Below are 17,633 nucleotides of genomic sequence, written 5' to 3'. Positions count from 1 at the left end.
GTGCGAATGCTAATAGATAAAGGTTAATAATGACTGTCGAGGATCGAATGCGGGCGGAGGGACACCCGCTATTCCCCGTCGTGGCCGCCGCGCTGGTGGATGATGCGGGCCGCGTGCTGTTACAGCAGCGCCCCCAGGGCAAGGCGCTGGCCGGCTTGTGGGAGTTCCCCGGCGGCAAGTTGGAGCCCGGCGAGACACCCGAGGGCGCGCTAATCCGCGAACTGCAAGAGGAGCTGGATATCACCGTGCCGCCGGCCGCGCTGGAGGCCGCCGGCTTTGCCAGCGAGCCGCTGGCCGACCGCCATCTGCTCCTGCTGCTCTATGTCATTCGCGGCTGGTCGGGAACGCCGCGCGCCCTGGAGGCGGACGGCCTGATCTGGTGTCGGCCGGAGGAGATGGAGGCATGGCCCATGCCCCCGGCCGATGGTCCGCTCGTCCGTCAGTTGCGCGCTTATCTCGGCTTCAGCGCGATGACCGACGCGCCGGGCGAAAGCGGAATGCTGTAACCGCCCCGTTCGAACGTGCCCCCGTCCGGGCGATAGGTCCGGCCGCCCGGCGTCGTGGTTTCGACGAACAGGCGCGCGGTCGGCGTTTGCGGATTGGCGGGATCGAAGACCAGCCGCACTTCTCCGGTCGCCGGGGTATAGCGCGCCTCGGCGATCTTGCCGGCCTCCAGCGTCAGCCAGAGTCCGGCGGGTGCGATGAACAGCCGGCTGCGGGCGCCGTCCTTGGGCGCGATCCGGATCGTGTCGCCCGTGCCGAGCAGGTTGCCGCCATAGGCCAGCCAGCTCAGGGCCGGATCATTCACCAGATAGGTCGCCGCCGCATAGGCATGGCCGAAAAAGCCCATGCCATAATCGCCGCTATACGGGTCCCACTGCATCCGGTCTGGCCAGCTATGGAAGGCGGCCGACGACGCACCGTCCTGGTCGATATTGGTAATGCCGCCCATCAGGCCGCCATAGGCGACGCGCAGAAGATGCATGTCGCCGGGATTGCGCCGGAAGGAATCGAACAAAGGCACGGCGTTCAGGGTCGATCCGTAATGATGGATCTGTCGTTCCAGCCGCGGATATTTGCCGCCGTACAGGAAATCCCAGTAACGGCGCGCATTGCCGTTATAGCCCCAATGCGGGATCGACGGATCATAGCCCAGGATCACTTCGCGGGTGACGTCGGCCTGCGGGCCATAGCCGAAATAGCGCATCCAGGCATAGACCTCCGCCTGACCGGTCGAGTCCCACGCCATCTCGCTGCCAAAGGGATAGCGCAGCGTGCGCCAATGATCGGCGCGGCCCTTCATCAATCCTTCGACCGTCGCGGCCTGCTGCGTCCAGCCTTCGCGCTTCAGGTCGGTCAGGATGTCGACGAAGACATCGCCCTCCATCAGACCGAATTGCGCATAATGCGGTGCGTCGCGCATCATCGCGACGATCGTCTGATAGGCATGGTCCAGATACCATTGCCAGTCATGCACCCGCGTCAGGCCGGGATGATTGCGCGCAATGCGATACAGCGCCCAGTGCGCGGCCGCGACATGGGGGTAGTTATAGGCGCGACCCAGATCGTCGGCCTGATCCTTTTTCCAGGAGGTCCAGCTCTGCCAGTCCTTGGCCGGCTGATACAGGTTCGGGAAGGCGGCAGGGTCGTAGTAGAACAGGCTCTTCTTGACGCCGCCGGCATGAGGGCCGTCGGCGACCTGAAGGCGGCCGACGATGGTTTCGTCGACCATATGCTCGATCCTGGCGATCTCGCCCGCATCGGGATTGTCGAGCTGCTTCATGATCGGGGCGAGCCAACTGCCGGCGCCGCCCTCGTCACTCATCCCCGAAATCCACACACGAGGATCGGCGGTGACGATCCGATTCGCCTCGCGATCATAGGTCAGGATGCCGGGTGAACGCCCAAAGGGATCGCCCTTCTTCTCGAACCACTGTCGCGTGGTCGAAAAGCGGCCGAGATCGGCCATGGTCTGTTCGAGCGGTTTGGTGACGAAATAATGCACCGTCTGCGCGGTGCCATCCGCGTAGCGTAGGGTCAGCCGCGCCCGGCCCCATTGCTGCCCGCGCACCGCCAGGCGGGTCCAGCCGGGTTTGCCCTCCTGCTTTTCGACGGCCAGCGCGCCAACCGGATAGCTCTCGATGCCGGTGATGGCCGAGGGCGCGCGCACGAACAGCGAGGCGTCGATATCGGTCGGCACGACATAGCCGGGCACGCCGACGACCACGGGACGCTGTTCGGCCATCAAAGTGGGTTCGATCGCCCGGATGCTGGGCGAGGTGACGAAGCGCAGGCCGATCTGACGGCTCTCGCCCGGTGCCAGGCGGATGCTGGTCGGATCGTTCCAGGGCTTGCCCGCCTTGGCCCAGTCGGTCTGGGCATAAGCGGCGCTGGCCACCGTCCAATCGTAAAAGCCTTCCGAGGTCTGGGCGCGGGGACTGGCCTCGACGATCACCGCCTTGCCGCCGGTCTCGCGAAGCGTGGGGATGGGGACATAGGCCTCTAGCGGCGTGGCGCGCCCAGGCAGGACCAGCAGGGCAGGGCCGGCGCCGTTCAGCCGCGTGACCTGAACATAGCCCGCATCGCGGCCGATATAGGGATCGGCGAAGCTCGCCTGGGCGTGCGCCTGTTCCAGATTGCGATCGGTGATGATGTTGTCGAACGTCATCGGCATGCCGAGGGCACCGATCTCCACCGCTTGCGATGAGGTATTGGTCAGGGTGAAGCGCAGGGCAGGGCCATTTCCCTCCTTCACCCATTCGCGAACGATACGCAGCGGAAGGCCGCTTCCCATCGATGCGGTGATGTTGGCGGCGGCCATAACGTCGCCACGCGCCGGCAGGATATGAACGGGGCGGCGCTGACGCGATGAGGAGAAATCCTGCCATGGCCCATCGCCGCTGCGCAGGCGCACATGGATATCGCCCAGATGATTGTAGCCATTGCCGGCCCGCTCGCGTGCCCGGCCGATCGGCAGGAAATCGAAATCGGCGCCCGTCGCCGGCGACAGGCCACGCGCCGTCTGGCTGACCGGATCGAGTTTGAGGTTGAAACCGCCGACCCGAATGGTCTTCCACGGCGAACGTGCCGCCGCTGCTTTCTTGGGGACCGCCGAGGAATTGCCGCCGGGGCCGATCGCACCGATCGCGAGTGTTGCGAGACTCAGGGGCACATAGCGAAACGGCAGGCGGCGCATGGATAAGTCCTTCATCTTTCGGGGTATTGACATGTCACGCGCTGACGATTGACCCCCTCCCAATGAGCCGATACGGTATACAGTATTTCGGGGAGATCAAGATGCGGCAGGCAAACAGGCGCGAATGGATGCGCGGTGCGGCGACGATGGCGATGGTGGGGGCGGTACCGGCAAAGGCGATGGCGGCGGGGGCGATCCTGCCCGACAAGGCCGAACCATTTCCGCTCTCGGCGGTCCGGTTGCGTCCCTCCATCTACGCGACGGCGGTGGAGACCAACCGGCGTTATCTCTACCGTCTCGACCCCGATCGGCTGCTCCACAATTTCCGTCTCTATGCCGGGTTGAAGCCCAAGGCGCCCATCTATGGCGGGTGGGAGAGCGACACGATCGCGGGGCATACGCTGGGCCATTACATGTCGGCGCTGGTGCTGACCTGGCAGCAGACCGGCGATACGGAAATGCGCCGCCGGGCCGACTATATCGTCTCCGAACTGGCCGAGGCCCAAGCCAAGCGCGGCACCGGCTATGTCGGCGCACTGGGCCGCAAGCGGGCCGATGGCACGATCGTCGATGGCGAGGAAATCTTCCACGAGATCATGGCCGGCAAGATCAAGTCGGGGGGCTTCGATCTCAACGGTAGCTGGTCGCCGCTCTATACGGTGCACAAGCTGTTCGCCGGGCTGCTCGACATTCATGGCGGTTGGGGCAATGCCCAGGCGCTGGACGTGGCGGTCAAGCTCGGCGGCTATTTCGCGCGGGTCTTCGCCGCGCTGGATGATGCCCGGCTGCAGGACGTGCTTGGCTGCGAATATGGCGGGCTGAACGAGAGTTTCGCCGAACTCTATCAGCGTACCGGGGATCGCCAATGGTTGGCGCTGGCCGAGCGCATCTATGACAACAAGGTTCTCGATCCGCTCGTCGCGGGCAAGGACCAGCTCGCCAATCTCCATGCCAATACCCAAGTGCCCAAGCTGATCGGGCTGGCGCGGATCCATGAGATCACCGCCGCGCCGGCCCCGGCGGCGGGGGCACGCTTCTTCTGGGAAAACGTGACCGGCCATCACAGCTATGTCATCGGTGGCAATGCCGATCGCGAATATTTCTCCGAACCCGATACCATCGCGCGCCATATCACCGAACAGACCTGCGAGCATTGCAACAGCTACAACATGCTCAAGCTGACCCGGCATCTTTATGGCTGGCAGCCGGATGGCCGACTGTTCGACTATTATGAACGCGCGCATCTGAACCACGTCATGGCCGCGCAGCATCCGGTGCATGCCGGCTTTACGTACATGACGCCGCTGATGACCGGCATGGCGCGCGAGTTTTCGACCGACAAGGACGATGCCTTCTGGTGCTGCGTCGGATCGGGGATGGAGAGCCATGCCAAGCATGGCGAATCCATCTTCTGGCAGGGTGGCGATACGCTGTTCGTCAATCTCTACATTCCCGCCGAGGCGCGTTGGGACAAGCGCGGGGCGGTCGTGACCCTCGACACCGCCTATCCGATGGACGGGGCCGCCAAGCTGGCCTTCAGCCGCCTGGACCGCGCGGGTCGCTTCCCGGTTGCGTTGCGCGTCCCAGGCTGGGCGAATGGCCAGGCGGCGGTCGAGGTCAATGGCCAGCCGGTGACGCCGGTGTTCGAGCGCGGCTATGCGGTCGTCGATCGGCGGTGGAAGACGGGTGACACGGTGGCGATCCGCCTGCCACTCGACCTGCGGGTCGAACCGACGCCGGGCGATGACAGCGTGGTCGCGGTGGTGCGCGGGCCGATGGTGATGGCCGCCGATCTGGGCCCGACCACCACGCCCTGGGACTCTCCCGATCCGGCGATGGTCGGCGCCAATCCACTGACCGCGTTCCGTGCCACGGATCCGGCGGCGGCACGCTATCTGGCCAGCGGGGTGTTCCGTCCAGCCGATCTGACCTTCGTGCCCTTCTTCAGCCAATATGATCGCCGCAGCGCCGTCTATTTCAAGCGTTTCACCGAAGGCGGCTGGAAGGCCGAGGAGGCGGCGTTCCTGGCACAGCAAGCTCGCGCCCGCGACATTGCCGCGCGGTCGGTCGACGTCATGCATCTGGGAGAGATGCAACCCGAGCGCGATCATAAGCTTACCTCGGAAATCTCCTACCCGGTATCCTATCGTGGGCGGCAGGGGCGCGATGCCCGATCGGGCGGCTATTTCGAGTTCACTATGGCGGTGAAGCCGGGCCCGCTGGTGCTCCAGGCGACCTATTGGGGCGATGAGCGCAAGCGCGACTTCGACATCCTAGTCGACAATGTGAAGATCGCGACCCAACATCTTGAAAACGATAAGCCAGGCGAGTTTTTCGACGTCGAATATCCGCTTCCTGCGGCCCTGACGCAGGGTAAGCAGACGGTCCGTGTTCGTGTCGTCCCGCATGATCGCAGCAGCGCGGGGCCGATCTTCGGCATGCGGCTGTTCACCGCCAAGAAGGGTGTGACGGCATGAGCGGTGTTCCCATGACGTTGGATGAATTGCGAACGCTCGCCCGTGCCAAGCTGCTAGGCGCCGGGCTGGCGCCGGCACATGCCGAGGCGGTGGCGGAGACGATGGTGGCCGGCGAGCGCGACGGATGTGCCTCGCACGGCATCTATCGGCTGCTCGTCGCGGTCGCCAGTATCCGCAAGGGTGTGGTCGTGCCGGACGCTGAGCCGGTCCTCTCGCATCCCGCAAAGGCGCTGGTTCGCGTGGAGGGCGGTGGCGGGTTCGCGCAGCTTGCCTTTCAGACCGGCAAGCCCGCGCTCATCGAAAAGGCGCGTTCCCATGGCATCGCCGCGCTGGCGCTAAACAATGTCGTTCATTTCGCGGCGCTCTGGCCCGAGGTCGAAGAACTGGCGGAGGCCGGGCTCGTCGCCCTGGCGTTCACGCCAAGCCATGCCTGGGTCGCGCCGTCGGGCGGAGCGGAGCCGGTGTTCGGCACCAATCCCATCGCCTTTGGCTGGCCGCGCCCGGACGGGCCGCCCTTTGTGTTCGACTTTGCCACCAGCATGGTCGCCCGCGGCGAGATCGAGCTGCATCGCCGCGCCGGCAAGACGGTCCCTGACGATTGGGGCGTCGATGCGCAAGGTAATCCGACCACCGATCCGGCTGCGATCCTGTCGGGCGCGATGCGGACCTTTGGCGGGCATAAGGGATCGGCACTCGCTGCGATGGTCGAACTGCTCGCAGGGCCGCTGATCGGCGATATGACCAGCCGCGAATCGATCGACTGGGATGAAGGTCGAGGCGGTTCGCCGCTGGGCGGCGAGCTCATCATCGCAATTGATCCCAAGGGGTTCCTGGGCGATCTTCTGCCCGAGCATCAGGCGCGGGCGGAGGCGATGTTCGGTGCGATCACGGGGCAGGGGGCACGTTTGCCCTCATCGCGCCGCTACGCCGCGCGTGCGCAATCGCTGGCGGACGGGGTGGTGATCCCGGCCGATCTGCACCGCGACGTCATAGCACTGGAAGGTTGAGCAAAGGGGTATGAGCATGACCAATATTATGACGCGCCTGCTCGCTGGCGCATCGTTGCTCTTGGTGCCCGCCCTGGTCGGCGCGGTTCCCCATCCGGCGCAAAAGCGCGCCACCCCGGCGAAGGCAAAGGCCGGGCAAGGGGCCGATGCGCGTTTCCGTGCCCTGTCGGAGGCGGAATATAAGTGGCGGATCAACCAGAATGCGGCCGATGAGGACAGTGGCAGCGCCGGCTCGCGGCAATTGCCCGATGTCGGTCCGCCGGCGCAGGCCGCGCGTCTCGCTCGGTGGGAAGCGACGGCCAAGGCGCTGGACGCGACCGATCCCGCCACGCTCTCGCCCGACGCCCGTATCGACTATATGGTCTATAAGGGGCAGATCGACGCGCTGCTCGCCGCGCAGCGGTTTCGCGACTATGAAAAGCCGCTGAACGCCGACACCAGCTTCTGGGGCAATCTGGCAGGTTGGGCACGCGGCAGCTTCACGCGCGAAAGCCAGTATCGCGACTATCTCGCGATGCTGCGTGCGATGCCCCGCTATTATGATCAGCAGATCGCGAACATGCGCGCCGGGGTGGCGCGCGGCTTTACCCCGCCCGCGATCACGCTGAAGGGGCGCGATATTGGCGTCGCGCAGGTGGTCGATGCCGGAACGGGCGAGGACCAGCCCTTCTATGCGCCCTTCCGCACCATGCCTGCGACCATCCCGGCCGCCACCGCTGCTGCCCTGCGAGCCGAAGCAAAGGCGGCGATCCGCGACAATGTGCTGCCCGCGCACCGCAAGCTGCTCACCTTCCTGCGCACTGACTATATCCCGCATGCGCAACTCAGCACGGCCGCCTATGATCTGCCCGACGGCAAGGCCTATTACCGCTCCAAAATTCGCGAATATGTCACCGCCGACATGACGCCCGAGCAGGTTCATGCGATCGGCCTGTCCGAGATGAAGCGTATCCGCGCGCGCATGGACGGCGTGATGAAGGAGGTGAAGTTCAAAGGCGACTTTCCGGCCTTCCTGACCTTCCTGCGCACCGATCCGCAATTTTATGCCAAGACACCGCAGGAACTGCTCGACCGTGCCGCATGGTTTGCCAAGAGCTTTGACGGGATTGCCTCGGACTGGTTTGGCCGCCTGCCGCGCAGCCGCTTCGCGATCAAGCCGGTGCCGGCCGACCTGGCGCCTTTCTACACGGCGGGACGCGGGGGGACGGGCATCTATCTGGTCAATACCTATGACCTGCCGTCGCGCTCGCTCTATGCGCTACCGGCGCTGACCCTGCATGAAAGCGCGCCGGGTCATGCCTTCCAAATGCCGCTGGCTGCCGAGAACAAGGATCTGCCGGCTTTCCGTCGCGACAGCTATCTGTCGGCCTATGGCGAGGGCTGGGCGCTGTATTGCGAGGCGCTGGGCGAGGATATGGGCTTCTACAAGACGCCCTATGACCGGTTCGGCATGTTGTCCTATCAGGCCTGGCGCGCAGCGCGGCTAGTCGTGGATACCGGCATCCATGCGCTGGGATGGACCCGTGAACAGGCTCAGGCCTATCTGCACGACAACACGGCTTTGTCGGATCACGAGATCGAGACGGAGGTCGATCGCTACATCGCATGGCCCGGCCAAGCGCTGTCCTATTATATGGGGCAGCTCGCCTTCCAGCGGGCACGCGCCAAGGCGGAGAAGGCCTTGGGCCCAAAATTCAACATCCGCGCTTGGCACGACGCGATGCTGCAACTCGGTTATGTCCCGCTGCCGGTGATCGAGGCGCGGACCGATCGCTTCATCGCCGAAGGGGGCAAGGGCCCCTATCCCGACGAAGAATGATCGCGATTGACCTAGCGTAAGAACATCGCTAAAAAGTATACAGTATCTAAAACTGACTAGGAAGACAGACTGTGAGCATCGGCTGGCGTGGCGTATTTCCCGCGGTGACGACCCAGGTGCGGGAGGATCTGTCGATCGATCTCGCCGATACGCAGCGGGTCGTGGACGATCTGGTCAAGGACGGCGTGACCGGCGTCATCGCGCTGGGCACGGTGGGCGAGAACAACTCGCTCGACTATGACGAGAAGGTCACGGTGCTGACCGCGATCGTCGAGGCGGTGGCGGGCCGCGTGCCGGTCATCACTGGCTGCTCGGAATATGACACCCGCCGCGCCGTCCGTTATGCGCAGGCGGCCGAAAAGGCCGGTGCGGACGGCCTGATGCTGCTGCCCCCGATGGTCTATGTGCCCAAGGCGCATGAGCTGGTGAACCACTTCAAGGGCGTGGCGGATCAGACCGGCCTGCCGATCATGCTCTACAATAACCCGCCCGCGTACCGCACGGTCATCGACCAGACCGTGCTGGAAGCGCTGATCGACGTGAAGAACATCGTCGCGGTCAAGGAATCGGCCCCCGATACCCGCCGCTTCACCGACTTCCGCAACGCGTTCGGCGACCGCTATGTCCTGTTCGCCGGTCTGGACGACGTCGCGCTCGAAGGTCTGTATCTGGGCGCACAGGGCTGGGTCTCGGGCCTGACCAACGCCTTCCCCAAGGAGTCGGTCGAGCTGGTCGCGGCGTTCGAGCGCGGCGATCATGCCAAGGCGATGGAGATCTATCGCTGGTTCATGCCGCTGCTTCACCTCGATGCCGAGCATGACCTAGTCCAGTCGATCAAGCTGGCCGAGCAGGTCATGGGTCGTGGTTCGGAGCGCGTGCTGCCGCCGCGTTACGTTTTGGAAGGCGCGCGCCGCGCCGAGGTGATCGCGATGGTCGAAAAGGCCGCCGCGACCCGCCCGACCCTGGGCCTCAGCAAGGCCGCCTAATGGCGACGACGCTCTCGCCCGCTGCCATTCCGTCGGCCGATGGCCGGCGGCGGGGCGAGGGCGTCATCGTGGTACAGACGCTGGCGGATCGCATCTTCGGCATCGTCCGCGAACGGATCGTCGCGGGGACGCTGCCCGGAGACCGGCCAATTCGCCAGGATGCGCTGGCCGCCGAACTCGGCGTCAGCAAGATACCGCTGCGTGAGGCCCTGGCGCGGCTGGAGCAGGAGGGGCTGCTCCAGAGCGCGGCCAATCGCGGCTATATGGTCGGCGCGATGACCGCCGCACAGGCCGAGGAAATCTACGAACTGCGCCTGCGTCTCGAGCCGGGGGCGGCGGCGCGCGCGGCGGTGGTCGCCAGCGAGGAAGACCGCGCCACGCTGATCGCCAAATTCGAGGCGCTGGATCAGGCGGCGACCAGCGATCTGCCGCGCGTCGCGCTGTGCAATCGCCAATTCCATATGGCGATGGTCCGGCCGATCGGTCGCCCCCTGACGGTCCAGATCATTCGACAACTGGCGGTGCTGGCCGAGCGCTACGTGGTCGCGCATCTGCAACCGGCGGGACGTGACGCGCGCGCGCATCTAGAGCATCGCGAACAGCTCGATGCCTTTCTGGCGCGCGACGCCGATCGGCTTCAGGCATTGCTTGATGGGCATATCCGGTCCACGCTGTCGGACCTGAAAGGCGGGTTTGGGCCCGTCAGCTAGAGATCATAACCGTTAGGGCGGGGGATTATCCTTTCATGTTCGGACCATTCAAACCGCTGGGCAGCGCTGCCCAGCATGGCGAGGGGCAGACGCTGGCCAAGACGCTCAGTTGGCCCCATCTGATCGCACTGGGTGTCGGCGCGATCGTCGGCACGGGCATCTATACGCTGACCGGCGTCGGCGCGGAGCGGGCCGGGCCGGCCGTCATCCTGGCCTTTGCCATCGCCGGCGCGGTCTGCGCCTGTGCCGCGCTCGCTTATGCGGAACTCGCCACGCTGATCCCTGCTGCGGGCAGCGCCTATACCTTCAGCTATACCGCACTGGGTGAGACCATCGCCTGGGTCGTGGGGTGGAGCCTGATCCTCGAATATTCGCTGGCCTGCTCGACCGTGGCGGTCGGCTGGTCGGGCTATCTGGTCGGCTGGATACAGGCGGCGGGCGTGCATTTGCCGCCGGCGCTGCTGTCGGGTCCGCATGGTGGTGGCATCATCAACCTGCCGGCGGTGGTCGTCGCACTGTCGGTGATGGGTATGCTGATTGCCGGCACGCGCGAAAGCGCGACGCTCAACATCATTCTCGTCATCGTCAAGCTGGTGGCGCTGGGCGTTTTTGTCGCCTTCGCTCTACCGGCCTTCAATTCGGACAATCTCCATCCCTTCATGCCCTACGGCTTCGTCGCGACCGAGATCGACGGGGCCAAACGCGGGGTGATGGCGGCCGCTGCCATCGTCTTCTTCGCCTTTTACGGGTTCGATGCCGTCGCGACTTCGGCCGAGGAGGCCAAGAATCCAGGCCGCGACCTGACGATCGGCATCGTCGGTTCGATGCTGGTCTGCACGCTGATCTACATGGCGGTCGCCGTGGCCGCGATCGGCGCGCTGCCCTTCCTGCAACTGGCCAATTCGCCCGAGCCGCTTGCGCTGGTCCTGCGCTCGCTGGGCCAGCCGACCGCCGCGCATCTGATTGCGCTTGCCGCCGTGGTCGCGCTGCCTTCGGTCATATTGGTGATGATGTACGGCCAGAGCCGCATCTTCTTCACCATGGCGCGTGACGGCCTGTTGCCCCAGTCGCTGGCCGTCGTCAGCAAGCGGAGCGGTGCGCCGACGCGGATCACGCTGGTCACCGGCATTTCGATCGCGATCGTTGCGGGTATCTTCCGGCTGGACGAGATCGCCGAGCTGGCCAATGCCGGCACGCTGCTCGCCTTTATCGCGGTGGGGGCGTGTCTGATGGTGCTGCGGCGCAAGGCGCCCGATGCCAAGCGGCTTTTCCGCTGCCCGTTGCCCTATCTGGTCGGCACGCTCGCCATTCTGGGCTGTCTCTATCTGCTGTTCAGCCTGCCCAGCACGACGATTGTCCGCTTCGTGATCTGGAACCTGGCGGGGCTGGCCTTCTACTTCGTCTATGGGCGTCGGCGCAGCGCGCTCGGCGCGGCATAAACGGGGCCTTCGCCAGGACAGCCGAACAGAAAGCCTTGAGCCTGGGGGCATCCTTCCTCCAGCACCATGCGATGCTGTTCGACTGTCTCGACCCCCTCGGCCACGACCGGCAGGTTGAGGCTGCGGCCCAGGCCCACGATCGCCCGGACGATCGACCGGGCGGCCTCGTCATCGGTCACGCCGGAGATGAAGCTGCGATCGATCTTGATCTTGTCGAACGGAAAGCAGCGCAGGTTGCTGAGCGACGAATAGCCCGTGCCGAAATCGTCCATGACGATGCCGACGCCGATCGCCTTCAGCGCGTGCAACGTCTTCAGCGTCGATTCGCGGTTATGGAGCAGGACATTCTCGGTGATCTCCAGTTCCAGCCTACCCGCCGCCAGCCCACTATCGATCAGTGCACGGGACACGATTTCGGGGAGGTTCGGGATCTGGAACTGAATGGGCGAGACATTGACCGCCAGCGTCATCGGCGCCGGCCATGAGGCGGCGGTGCGGCACGCCTCGCGTAGTACCCATTCGCCCAGTTGCAGGATGATGCCGGTATCCTCGGCGATCGGGACGAAATCGTCGGGGACAACCTCACCCCGTTCGGGATGCTCCCAGCGCAGCAGCGCCTCATAGCCGATGATCGCGGCGCCCCCCGTGGCGACCAGAGGCTGATAGACCAACCGCATCTGATCGCGCAGCAGCGCATGGCGCAGATCATGCTCCAGCGCGCGGCGGTTGCGCACCGTCTGATCCAGTTCATGGTCGAAGAAGGACGCGGTGCCCCGTCCGCTCATCTTGGCTCGATACAGCGCAACATCGGCATTCTGGCGTAGCGTATCGGCGTCGGCCGCATCCTTGGGAAACAGCGACACGCCGATGCTGACCCCAACCGCCATGGGATCGCGGCTGAGGTCCATCTCGGCGGCGAAACTGCTCAGGATCGTCTCGGTCAATCGCTGGACCTTTTCGGCCCCGTCGATACCGCGCTGAAGGATCAGGAATTCGTCGCCGCCGACCCGGGCGACCACGCTCGCCTCGTCGACGGCATCGGTCAGAATGCTGGCGACCCGGCAGAGGATCGAATCGCCGGCGGCATGGCCGAACAGGTCGTTGACCGCCTTGAACCGGTCCAGGTCGAGCGCGAGCAGCGCGAACGGACCCTTTTGATCGGCCTGGGTGATGGCGGTTTCTAGTGCCTGGCTGAAATAGGCGCGATTGGGCAGGCGGGTCAGCGGGTCATGGACCGCCATGAACGCGATCTGTCTCTGGGCACGTCGTTCCTCGGTCAGGTCGCGGATTGCCAGAACGATGGCGCGGCGGCCGCGATATTCGATCTCATGGGTGGCGATCTCCAGACAGCAATCGGTGACGCCATGCGGGCGCGCCTCGGCCGGGCGGTCGGGGATCAGCATCAATGGCGCGCCGTCCGAAGCTTCGAGCCAATCCTCCGGGCGGCTTCGGATCAGTTGCGCGGTGGTCGTGCCCAAGAGCGTGGCCAGTCGCGGATTGGCCTCGATGATACGGCCGTTCTTCAGAATCGCGATGCCCTCGCGTGTCGCCCCGGTGAGGCCACGCAGGTCGGTCAGCAGCCGGTCGATCACGGCGGCGGCGATCATGGTCAGGACGATCAGCGCCATGGCGATGATCACCGCGCGTGAGACGATGTGGCGCTCGATCAGATGCGATGACGCCCCGACCTCGACTCCGCCGGGGATCAACGTCGTCGAGCCCATCGCTCCGAAATGCAGCGTCACGATGCCCAGCGCACCCAGGGCCACCGGCACGATGATCCGGGCCCAGCCGCCCAGCCGCCGGTGCGTACAGATGGAGAGGGTCAGGAATAGCGTACCGATCGCCAGCGCCTGCGCGATGGCGATCCCGTCATAGTGGATGCGCGCCTGCACGATCAGTGCGTTCATGCCGACGAAATGCATCGCCGCGACACTGAATGACAGGATCAGGCCGGTGACGATGACGACCGGCCGCGTCTGCCGATGTCGGTCGAAGGTGAGCGCCGCCCATATCCCGGCGACCGGCACCGCCGCCGACACCATGGTCAGCCAAAGATCGAAATCGATAGGGAAGCGTCCTCGATAGGCCAGCATTGCCAGGAAATGGGTGGACCAGATGCTGAGGCCCGCCGTCAGCGCGGCGATCGCCGTCCAGCTACGTCGCCGATTTTCGATGCATTCCTCGGCGCGGACCAGCAGGAGATACAAAGCGGTCAGCCCGAGGAGGCAGATGGTCGCCGCCAGGCCCACCATCCATGGATCATGATCGTTGGTGATGCATCCGATGATATCGAACATGGATCGGCCTATTTTCCCGCGATCTGCGAAGAATAGGACGACATGATCAACCCGATCTTAAGCCCCCTCGGCCAAATCCATCGGAAACGGCGCGATCTACGATCGGCGCGGGCGGACCGCGCCGCGGCGACGGCTTCAGCAGGGGTTTTCAAACGGCCCGACGAATTCTATACTGAGCGTTATGGAAAATCACCCGCCCGCGTGCAAAGGGCGCCCCCGCGAATTTTGCACCGATCAGGCCTTGGCCGCAGCGCTCCGTGTATTCTGGAGCAAGGGCTATGAGGGCGCCTCAATGGCGGACCTGACCGAGGCGATGGGGATCACCAAGCCCAGCCTTTATGCGGCGTTCGGCAACAAGGAATCCCTTTTTCACAAAGCGCTGGACCTCTATGAGGCCGAGAAGCTGGCCTATATCCGCGACGCGCTGGAGCAGCCGACGGCGCGCGGCGTGGCGGAATATCTGCTTCGCGGGGCGCTGGATGCGCAGACCCATAAGGGCGAACCGCAAGGGTGCCTGGGCGTGATCCATTCGGTGGCGTGTGGCGAAGAGGCCGAATCGATCAAGGCCGCCGTGCTGGAACGCCGTGCTTCGTCGCAGGCCGCGCTGCTGGCCCGGTTCCAGCGTGCCAAGGACGATGGCGACCTGCGCGACGATGTCGAACCCGAGGGGCTGACGCAATATCTCTATGCCCTGTTCCAGGGGATGGCAGTGCAGGCCGGATCCGGCGCGACGCGCGAGGAGCTTGAACGCCTCGTCGATACCGGCCTTGCGTTGTGGCCATCGCGATAAATACCGGCCGGTATGAAAGTGCTTGACGACCTTTCAATCCATTAATATACCGATTGGTATTGAAGGCGTCCAAGCCTTCTGATGGTGGATTTGGCGAGACATGAAAGCCGGCGGCCTGGCCGTCGACGGCGCCGGGCGATGCGTTCGGCGTGAGGGATGTCGCGCGGCAGCAAAGGGGTTGTGTCATGGCCTATGTCGCTTTTCAGGAAATCGGCGCGGCAATCAGTGCAGTCGGCGCTGCGACCGCACAGCAGGGCGCCAATGCGGTTCGTCCGGACGCGCGCTTGTCGGCGCTGGAATGGCAGGTCGTGGCACTCGCCCGGCGCGACCGTCTGTCCAGCCTGCGAGAGCCCAGTCGGTTGACGCGTGCGTTCGCGACGATCTTCGGCGAAACGCGCAATCCCCGCCTTGCCGACCCGTCGCTGGAGGCGTTGCGCCGGATGGCGGTGCTGAGCTGGCATCATGGCTATAGCGTCACCTCGAGCGAAGTGCGCGCGTTCCTGGCCGCGGGCTATACGCCCGATCAATATGAACTGATGGTCGACAGCATCGGCGTCGCGCTGGCCGGTTCGCGCCGAGCCGCCCGAGTCGCCACGGCAGGCTGATCCTTCGCCACGGCGGAAGCCCCTTGCCCTTTCGGTCAATCGGCGTAGCTTGGCGGGGATCAGAGACGGAGCTGACCATGCCGGCCGAACTGCGTCTGAAGGACCCCCTGTCCATCATCACCCTGCCGATGGCGGGGCGGGAAGGGCCATTGCCCTGGGAAACCAGCTTTGCCTGGCCGCGATCGGGTGATGTGCAACTGCCATTCCACGGCGAAAATCGGGACGCGCGCAACGTCTGGGCGAGTCGACTCGATCAAGCGGTGGCGCAGGCGGATCGCGCGGTGTTGCTGGTCGCGGAGAATGCGGCATGCCTCGCCGCGATCTGGTGGGCGAGACTGTCGCCCAGCCAATATGTCGACAAGGTCGCTGGCGCCCTGTTGTTTCACCCGCCTTCCGTCGATCTGCTCGACCGGTCGAGCGGGCAATTGTTCGCGTCGCCCGATTCGGCGCTGCCGTTCCCCTCGCTGATCGTCGATCCGGCCGACCATGGCGGTGCACTGGCGCGTAGCTGTGGCGGGCATCTGCTCCACGCCCCCGCGACTCCGCCGATGGCGACCGGCATGTGGCGTCAGGCACAGCGCCTGATCGAGCGCTTGTCCGCCGGTGTCGTCGAGCAGGACCTGAGGCTGTTGCGCACGCTCGGCCTGTCCGAGCATTGATCTATTAAAAATTGGCCCGGCGGGGGGCCGCCGGGCCAGGTGATCGCCGCTGGGAGCTTCCTTTGGCGAGGCAGGATTGGCGAAGGGCCGGACGGCCCCTCCCCGGAAAAATCAGCGCGCGGTGGCGGCGTTCGCGTCGAACTCGTTGCTAGCCAGCGCGTCATTGATCGCCGAGTCATTGTCGGTAAATGACGTATCGTCATTACCCAGCGAAAGCGTCGCGGCATTCTCGGTCGCGGTATCAGCGGTCGACCCGGTAGGGGAGCAACCGGCAAGCGGTGCGACCGAGGCCAGAAGGATCAATCGAAAGGCGTAACGTCGCAACATGAACTCGGTCCCCTTGTCGTGCCGCCCGGCTTGGATCGGGCTTGGCAACATAAATACATACTGAATTAATGGGATATAAGCCATGCTCTTCTTGGGCGCGTGATAGCTGGGCTTTCGGGCTTTGTGCGGCCTTGTGGATCGCCGTGGCCATACCGGCCATGGCACAGGATAGCGCGCCGCTGGATGCCCAGGCGGCGCTGGCGTTGGATGCCGCCAGCTATGCGACGGTGTCCGGCCTGTCGCCGGGGCAGGCTTTGCGCGAGTTGGAAATCCAGGAAGCCTCGGTCCCTGTCACCGACGCATTGAAGACCGAATTTGCCGGCCGCTTGGCAGGGCTCTCGGTCGGTCATGCGCCCTTCCGTATCGATATATTGTTGACCGGCGATGGCCCGGTTGCAGACCGCACCGTCTCGATTGCGGGGGCGCCGGTGCTCATCCGCTTTCGGACGGGCGCCTATGCCACTCATGAGCAACTCGTCATGGCGGCGGCGCTCTATCAGACCGAGATTCGCGGCTCGCTGACCCAGCCGCCAGGGATCGGGATCGACCCGCGGATCGGCGCGCTGGTGGTGATGGTCGGCCGTGCCGATGCGCTGGCCGAGCCGGGCGATGCGCTGCGCGACCGGATCGGCCGACTGACGGGCGTGCCGGTGCGGATCGCGACGCTGGATAGGCCCGATGAGGATATGGCGGATATTCACGGGGGCGGGCGGCTGGTCGGTGTCGATCCGGGTGACGGTCGCCGCTATGCCTGTACCAGCGGTTTCGTCGTGCGGCGGGCCGGTGAAAGCGCGATCGTCACCGCCGCGCATTGCCCGGATAATCTGTCCTGGGCCGATGGCGGCAGTAGCGCCCCGCCGCTGACCTTTATGGGGCAATGGGGCTGGGGCTATCAGGACGTGCAGCTTCAGGGGGGTGCGCTGCCGCTCGCGCCGTTATTCTGGAGCGATACCGCCAAGACCGTGCAGCGCCGCGTCCAGGGGCAACGGACGCGGCGCTCGACCCGCGCCGGGGACATCGTCTGCCATCGCGGCGAGCGCACCGGCTATAGCTGTGCCGAGGTCTGGCTACCCGATTTCGCACCGGCGGGCGATCTGTGCGGGGGCGGCTGCACCCCGACCTGGGTGGCGGTGCGCGGCCCGACCTGTCGCAGCGGCGACAGCGGCGGCCCGGTCTTTCTGGGCGGAACCGCATTCGGGATCGTCAAGGGCGGCAGCTATCGCGCCGACGGCAGTTGTGCCTTTTACTACTATATGTCGCTCGATTTCCTGCCCAGCGGATGGTCGCTGGCGATCGGTTGAGGGATCGCATGGCACCG

Annotated in this window: 14 protein-coding genes; 11 read left to right on the top strand and 3 right to left on the bottom strand. The window is 65.1% G+C overall.

Annotation, left to right across the window (positions count from 1 at the left end):
- The first annotated feature begins 29 nt into the window (after positions 1-29).
- The gene (locus SP6_RS05765; RefSeq protein WP_082052431.1) at positions 30-506 is read left to right on the top strand and encodes a (deoxy)nucleoside triphosphate pyrophosphohydrolase; all 477 of its coding nucleotides are present in this window, start codon (positions 30-32) and stop codon (positions 504-506) included.
- Here the strand turns inward: SP6_RS05765 and SP6_RS05760 are convergent.
- Positions 452-3,196 carry a DUF5695 domain-containing protein gene (locus SP6_RS05760; RefSeq protein ID WP_007403228.1) on the bottom strand — a complete coding sequence of 915 codons (2,745 nt, stop codon included), beginning with the start codon at positions 3,194-3,196 and terminating at the stop codon, positions 452-454. The two genes, SP6_RS05765 and SP6_RS05760, sit on opposite strands and share 55 nt — an antisense overlap.
- Before the next feature lie 101 nt (positions 3,197-3,297).
- On the opposite strand from SP6_RS05760, the gene SP6_RS05755 reads away from it, so the two are divergent.
- The 6 genes from SP6_RS05755 (at position 3,298) to SP6_RS05730 (ending at position 11,634) form a co-directional block, all read left to right on the top strand.
- Positions 3,298-5,673: a glycoside hydrolase family 127 protein gene (locus tag SP6_RS05755; protein ID WP_265415864.1), complete on the top strand. Its 2,376-nt coding sequence runs from the start codon at positions 3,298-3,300 to the stop codon at positions 5,671-5,673.
- On the top strand, positions 5,670-6,680 hold the full coding sequence (locus SP6_RS05750; protein WP_007403399.1) for an Ldh family oxidoreductase: 1,011 nt from the start codon (positions 5,670-5,672) through the stop codon (positions 6,678-6,680). The genes SP6_RS05755 and SP6_RS05750 overlap by 4 nt, the downstream gene beginning before the upstream one ends.
- A gap of 10 nt (positions 6,681-6,690) precedes the next feature.
- Positions 6,691-8,499: a DUF885 domain-containing protein gene (locus SP6_RS05745; RefSeq protein ID WP_007403567.1), complete on the top strand. Its 1,809-nt coding sequence runs from the start codon at positions 6,691-6,693 to the stop codon at positions 8,497-8,499.
- A 71-nt stretch (positions 8,500-8,570) separates the two neighbouring features.
- Complete coding sequence (locus SP6_RS05740) at positions 8,571-9,485, top strand: dihydrodipicolinate synthase family protein (RefSeq protein ID WP_007403542.1); 915 nt, start codon at positions 8,571-8,573, stop codon at positions 9,483-9,485.
- Positions 9,485-10,195: a GntR family transcriptional regulator gene (locus SP6_RS05735; RefSeq protein WP_007403264.1), complete on the top strand. Its 711-nt coding sequence runs from the start codon at positions 9,485-9,487 to the stop codon at positions 10,193-10,195. The genes SP6_RS05740 and SP6_RS05735 overlap by 1 nt, the downstream gene beginning before the upstream one ends.
- Before the next feature lie 35 nt (positions 10,196-10,230).
- Positions 10,231-11,634: an amino acid permease gene (locus SP6_RS05730; protein WP_007403619.1), complete on the top strand. Its 1,404-nt coding sequence runs from the start codon at positions 10,231-10,233 to the stop codon at positions 11,632-11,634.
- On the opposite strand, the gene SP6_RS05725 is transcribed toward SP6_RS05730, so the two are convergent.
- Entirely contained in the window at positions 11,598-13,934 is a 2,337-nt protein-coding gene (locus SP6_RS05725; protein WP_007403361.1) for a bifunctional diguanylate cyclase/phosphodiesterase, read from the bottom strand. The genes SP6_RS05730 and SP6_RS05725 overlap by 37 nt on opposite strands.
- Before the next feature lie 181 nt (positions 13,935-14,115).
- On the opposite strand from SP6_RS05725, the gene SP6_RS05720 reads away from it, so the two are divergent.
- The 3 genes from SP6_RS05720 (at position 14,116) to SP6_RS05710 (ending at position 15,988) form a co-directional block, all read left to right on the top strand.
- Positions 14,116-14,724 carry a TetR/AcrR family transcriptional regulator gene (locus SP6_RS05720; protein WP_082052430.1) on the top strand — a complete coding sequence of 203 codons (609 nt, stop codon included), beginning with the start codon at positions 14,116-14,118 and terminating at the stop codon, positions 14,722-14,724.
- A gap of 185 nt (positions 14,725-14,909) precedes the next feature.
- Positions 14,910-15,329 carry a hypothetical protein gene (locus SP6_RS05715; protein WP_007403572.1) on the top strand — a complete coding sequence of 140 codons (420 nt, stop codon included), beginning with the start codon at positions 14,910-14,912 and terminating at the stop codon, positions 15,327-15,329.
- Between the two features lie 77 nt (positions 15,330-15,406).
- Positions 15,407-15,988 carry an alpha/beta hydrolase gene (locus tag SP6_RS05710; protein WP_007403397.1) on the top strand — a complete coding sequence of 194 codons (582 nt, stop codon included), beginning with the start codon at positions 15,407-15,409 and terminating at the stop codon, positions 15,986-15,988.
- 111 nt (positions 15,989-16,099) lie between these two features.
- Here the strand turns inward: SP6_RS05710 and SP6_RS05705 are convergent, their stop codons facing one another.
- Complete coding sequence (locus SP6_RS05705; RefSeq protein ID WP_007403333.1) at positions 16,100-16,315, bottom strand: hypothetical protein; 216 nt, start codon at positions 16,313-16,315, stop codon at positions 16,100-16,102.
- A 158-nt stretch (positions 16,316-16,473) separates the two neighbouring features.
- On the opposite strand from SP6_RS05705, the gene SP6_RS20000 reads away from it, so the two are divergent.
- Positions 16,474-17,616, top strand: a complete 1,143-nt coding sequence (locus SP6_RS20000) for a chymotrypsin family serine protease (protein WP_126053489.1) — start codon at positions 16,474-16,476, stop codon at positions 17,614-17,616.
- Positions 17,617-17,633: the final 17 nt, after the last annotated feature.

The sequence above is a fragment of the Sphingomonas paucimobilis NBRC 13935 genome, from assembly GCF_000739895.2.
Taxonomy (GTDB): domain Bacteria; phylum Pseudomonadota; class Alphaproteobacteria; order Sphingomonadales; family Sphingomonadaceae; genus Sphingomonas; species Sphingomonas paucimobilis.
This window is presented reverse-complemented; position numbering and strand designations above follow the sequence as displayed.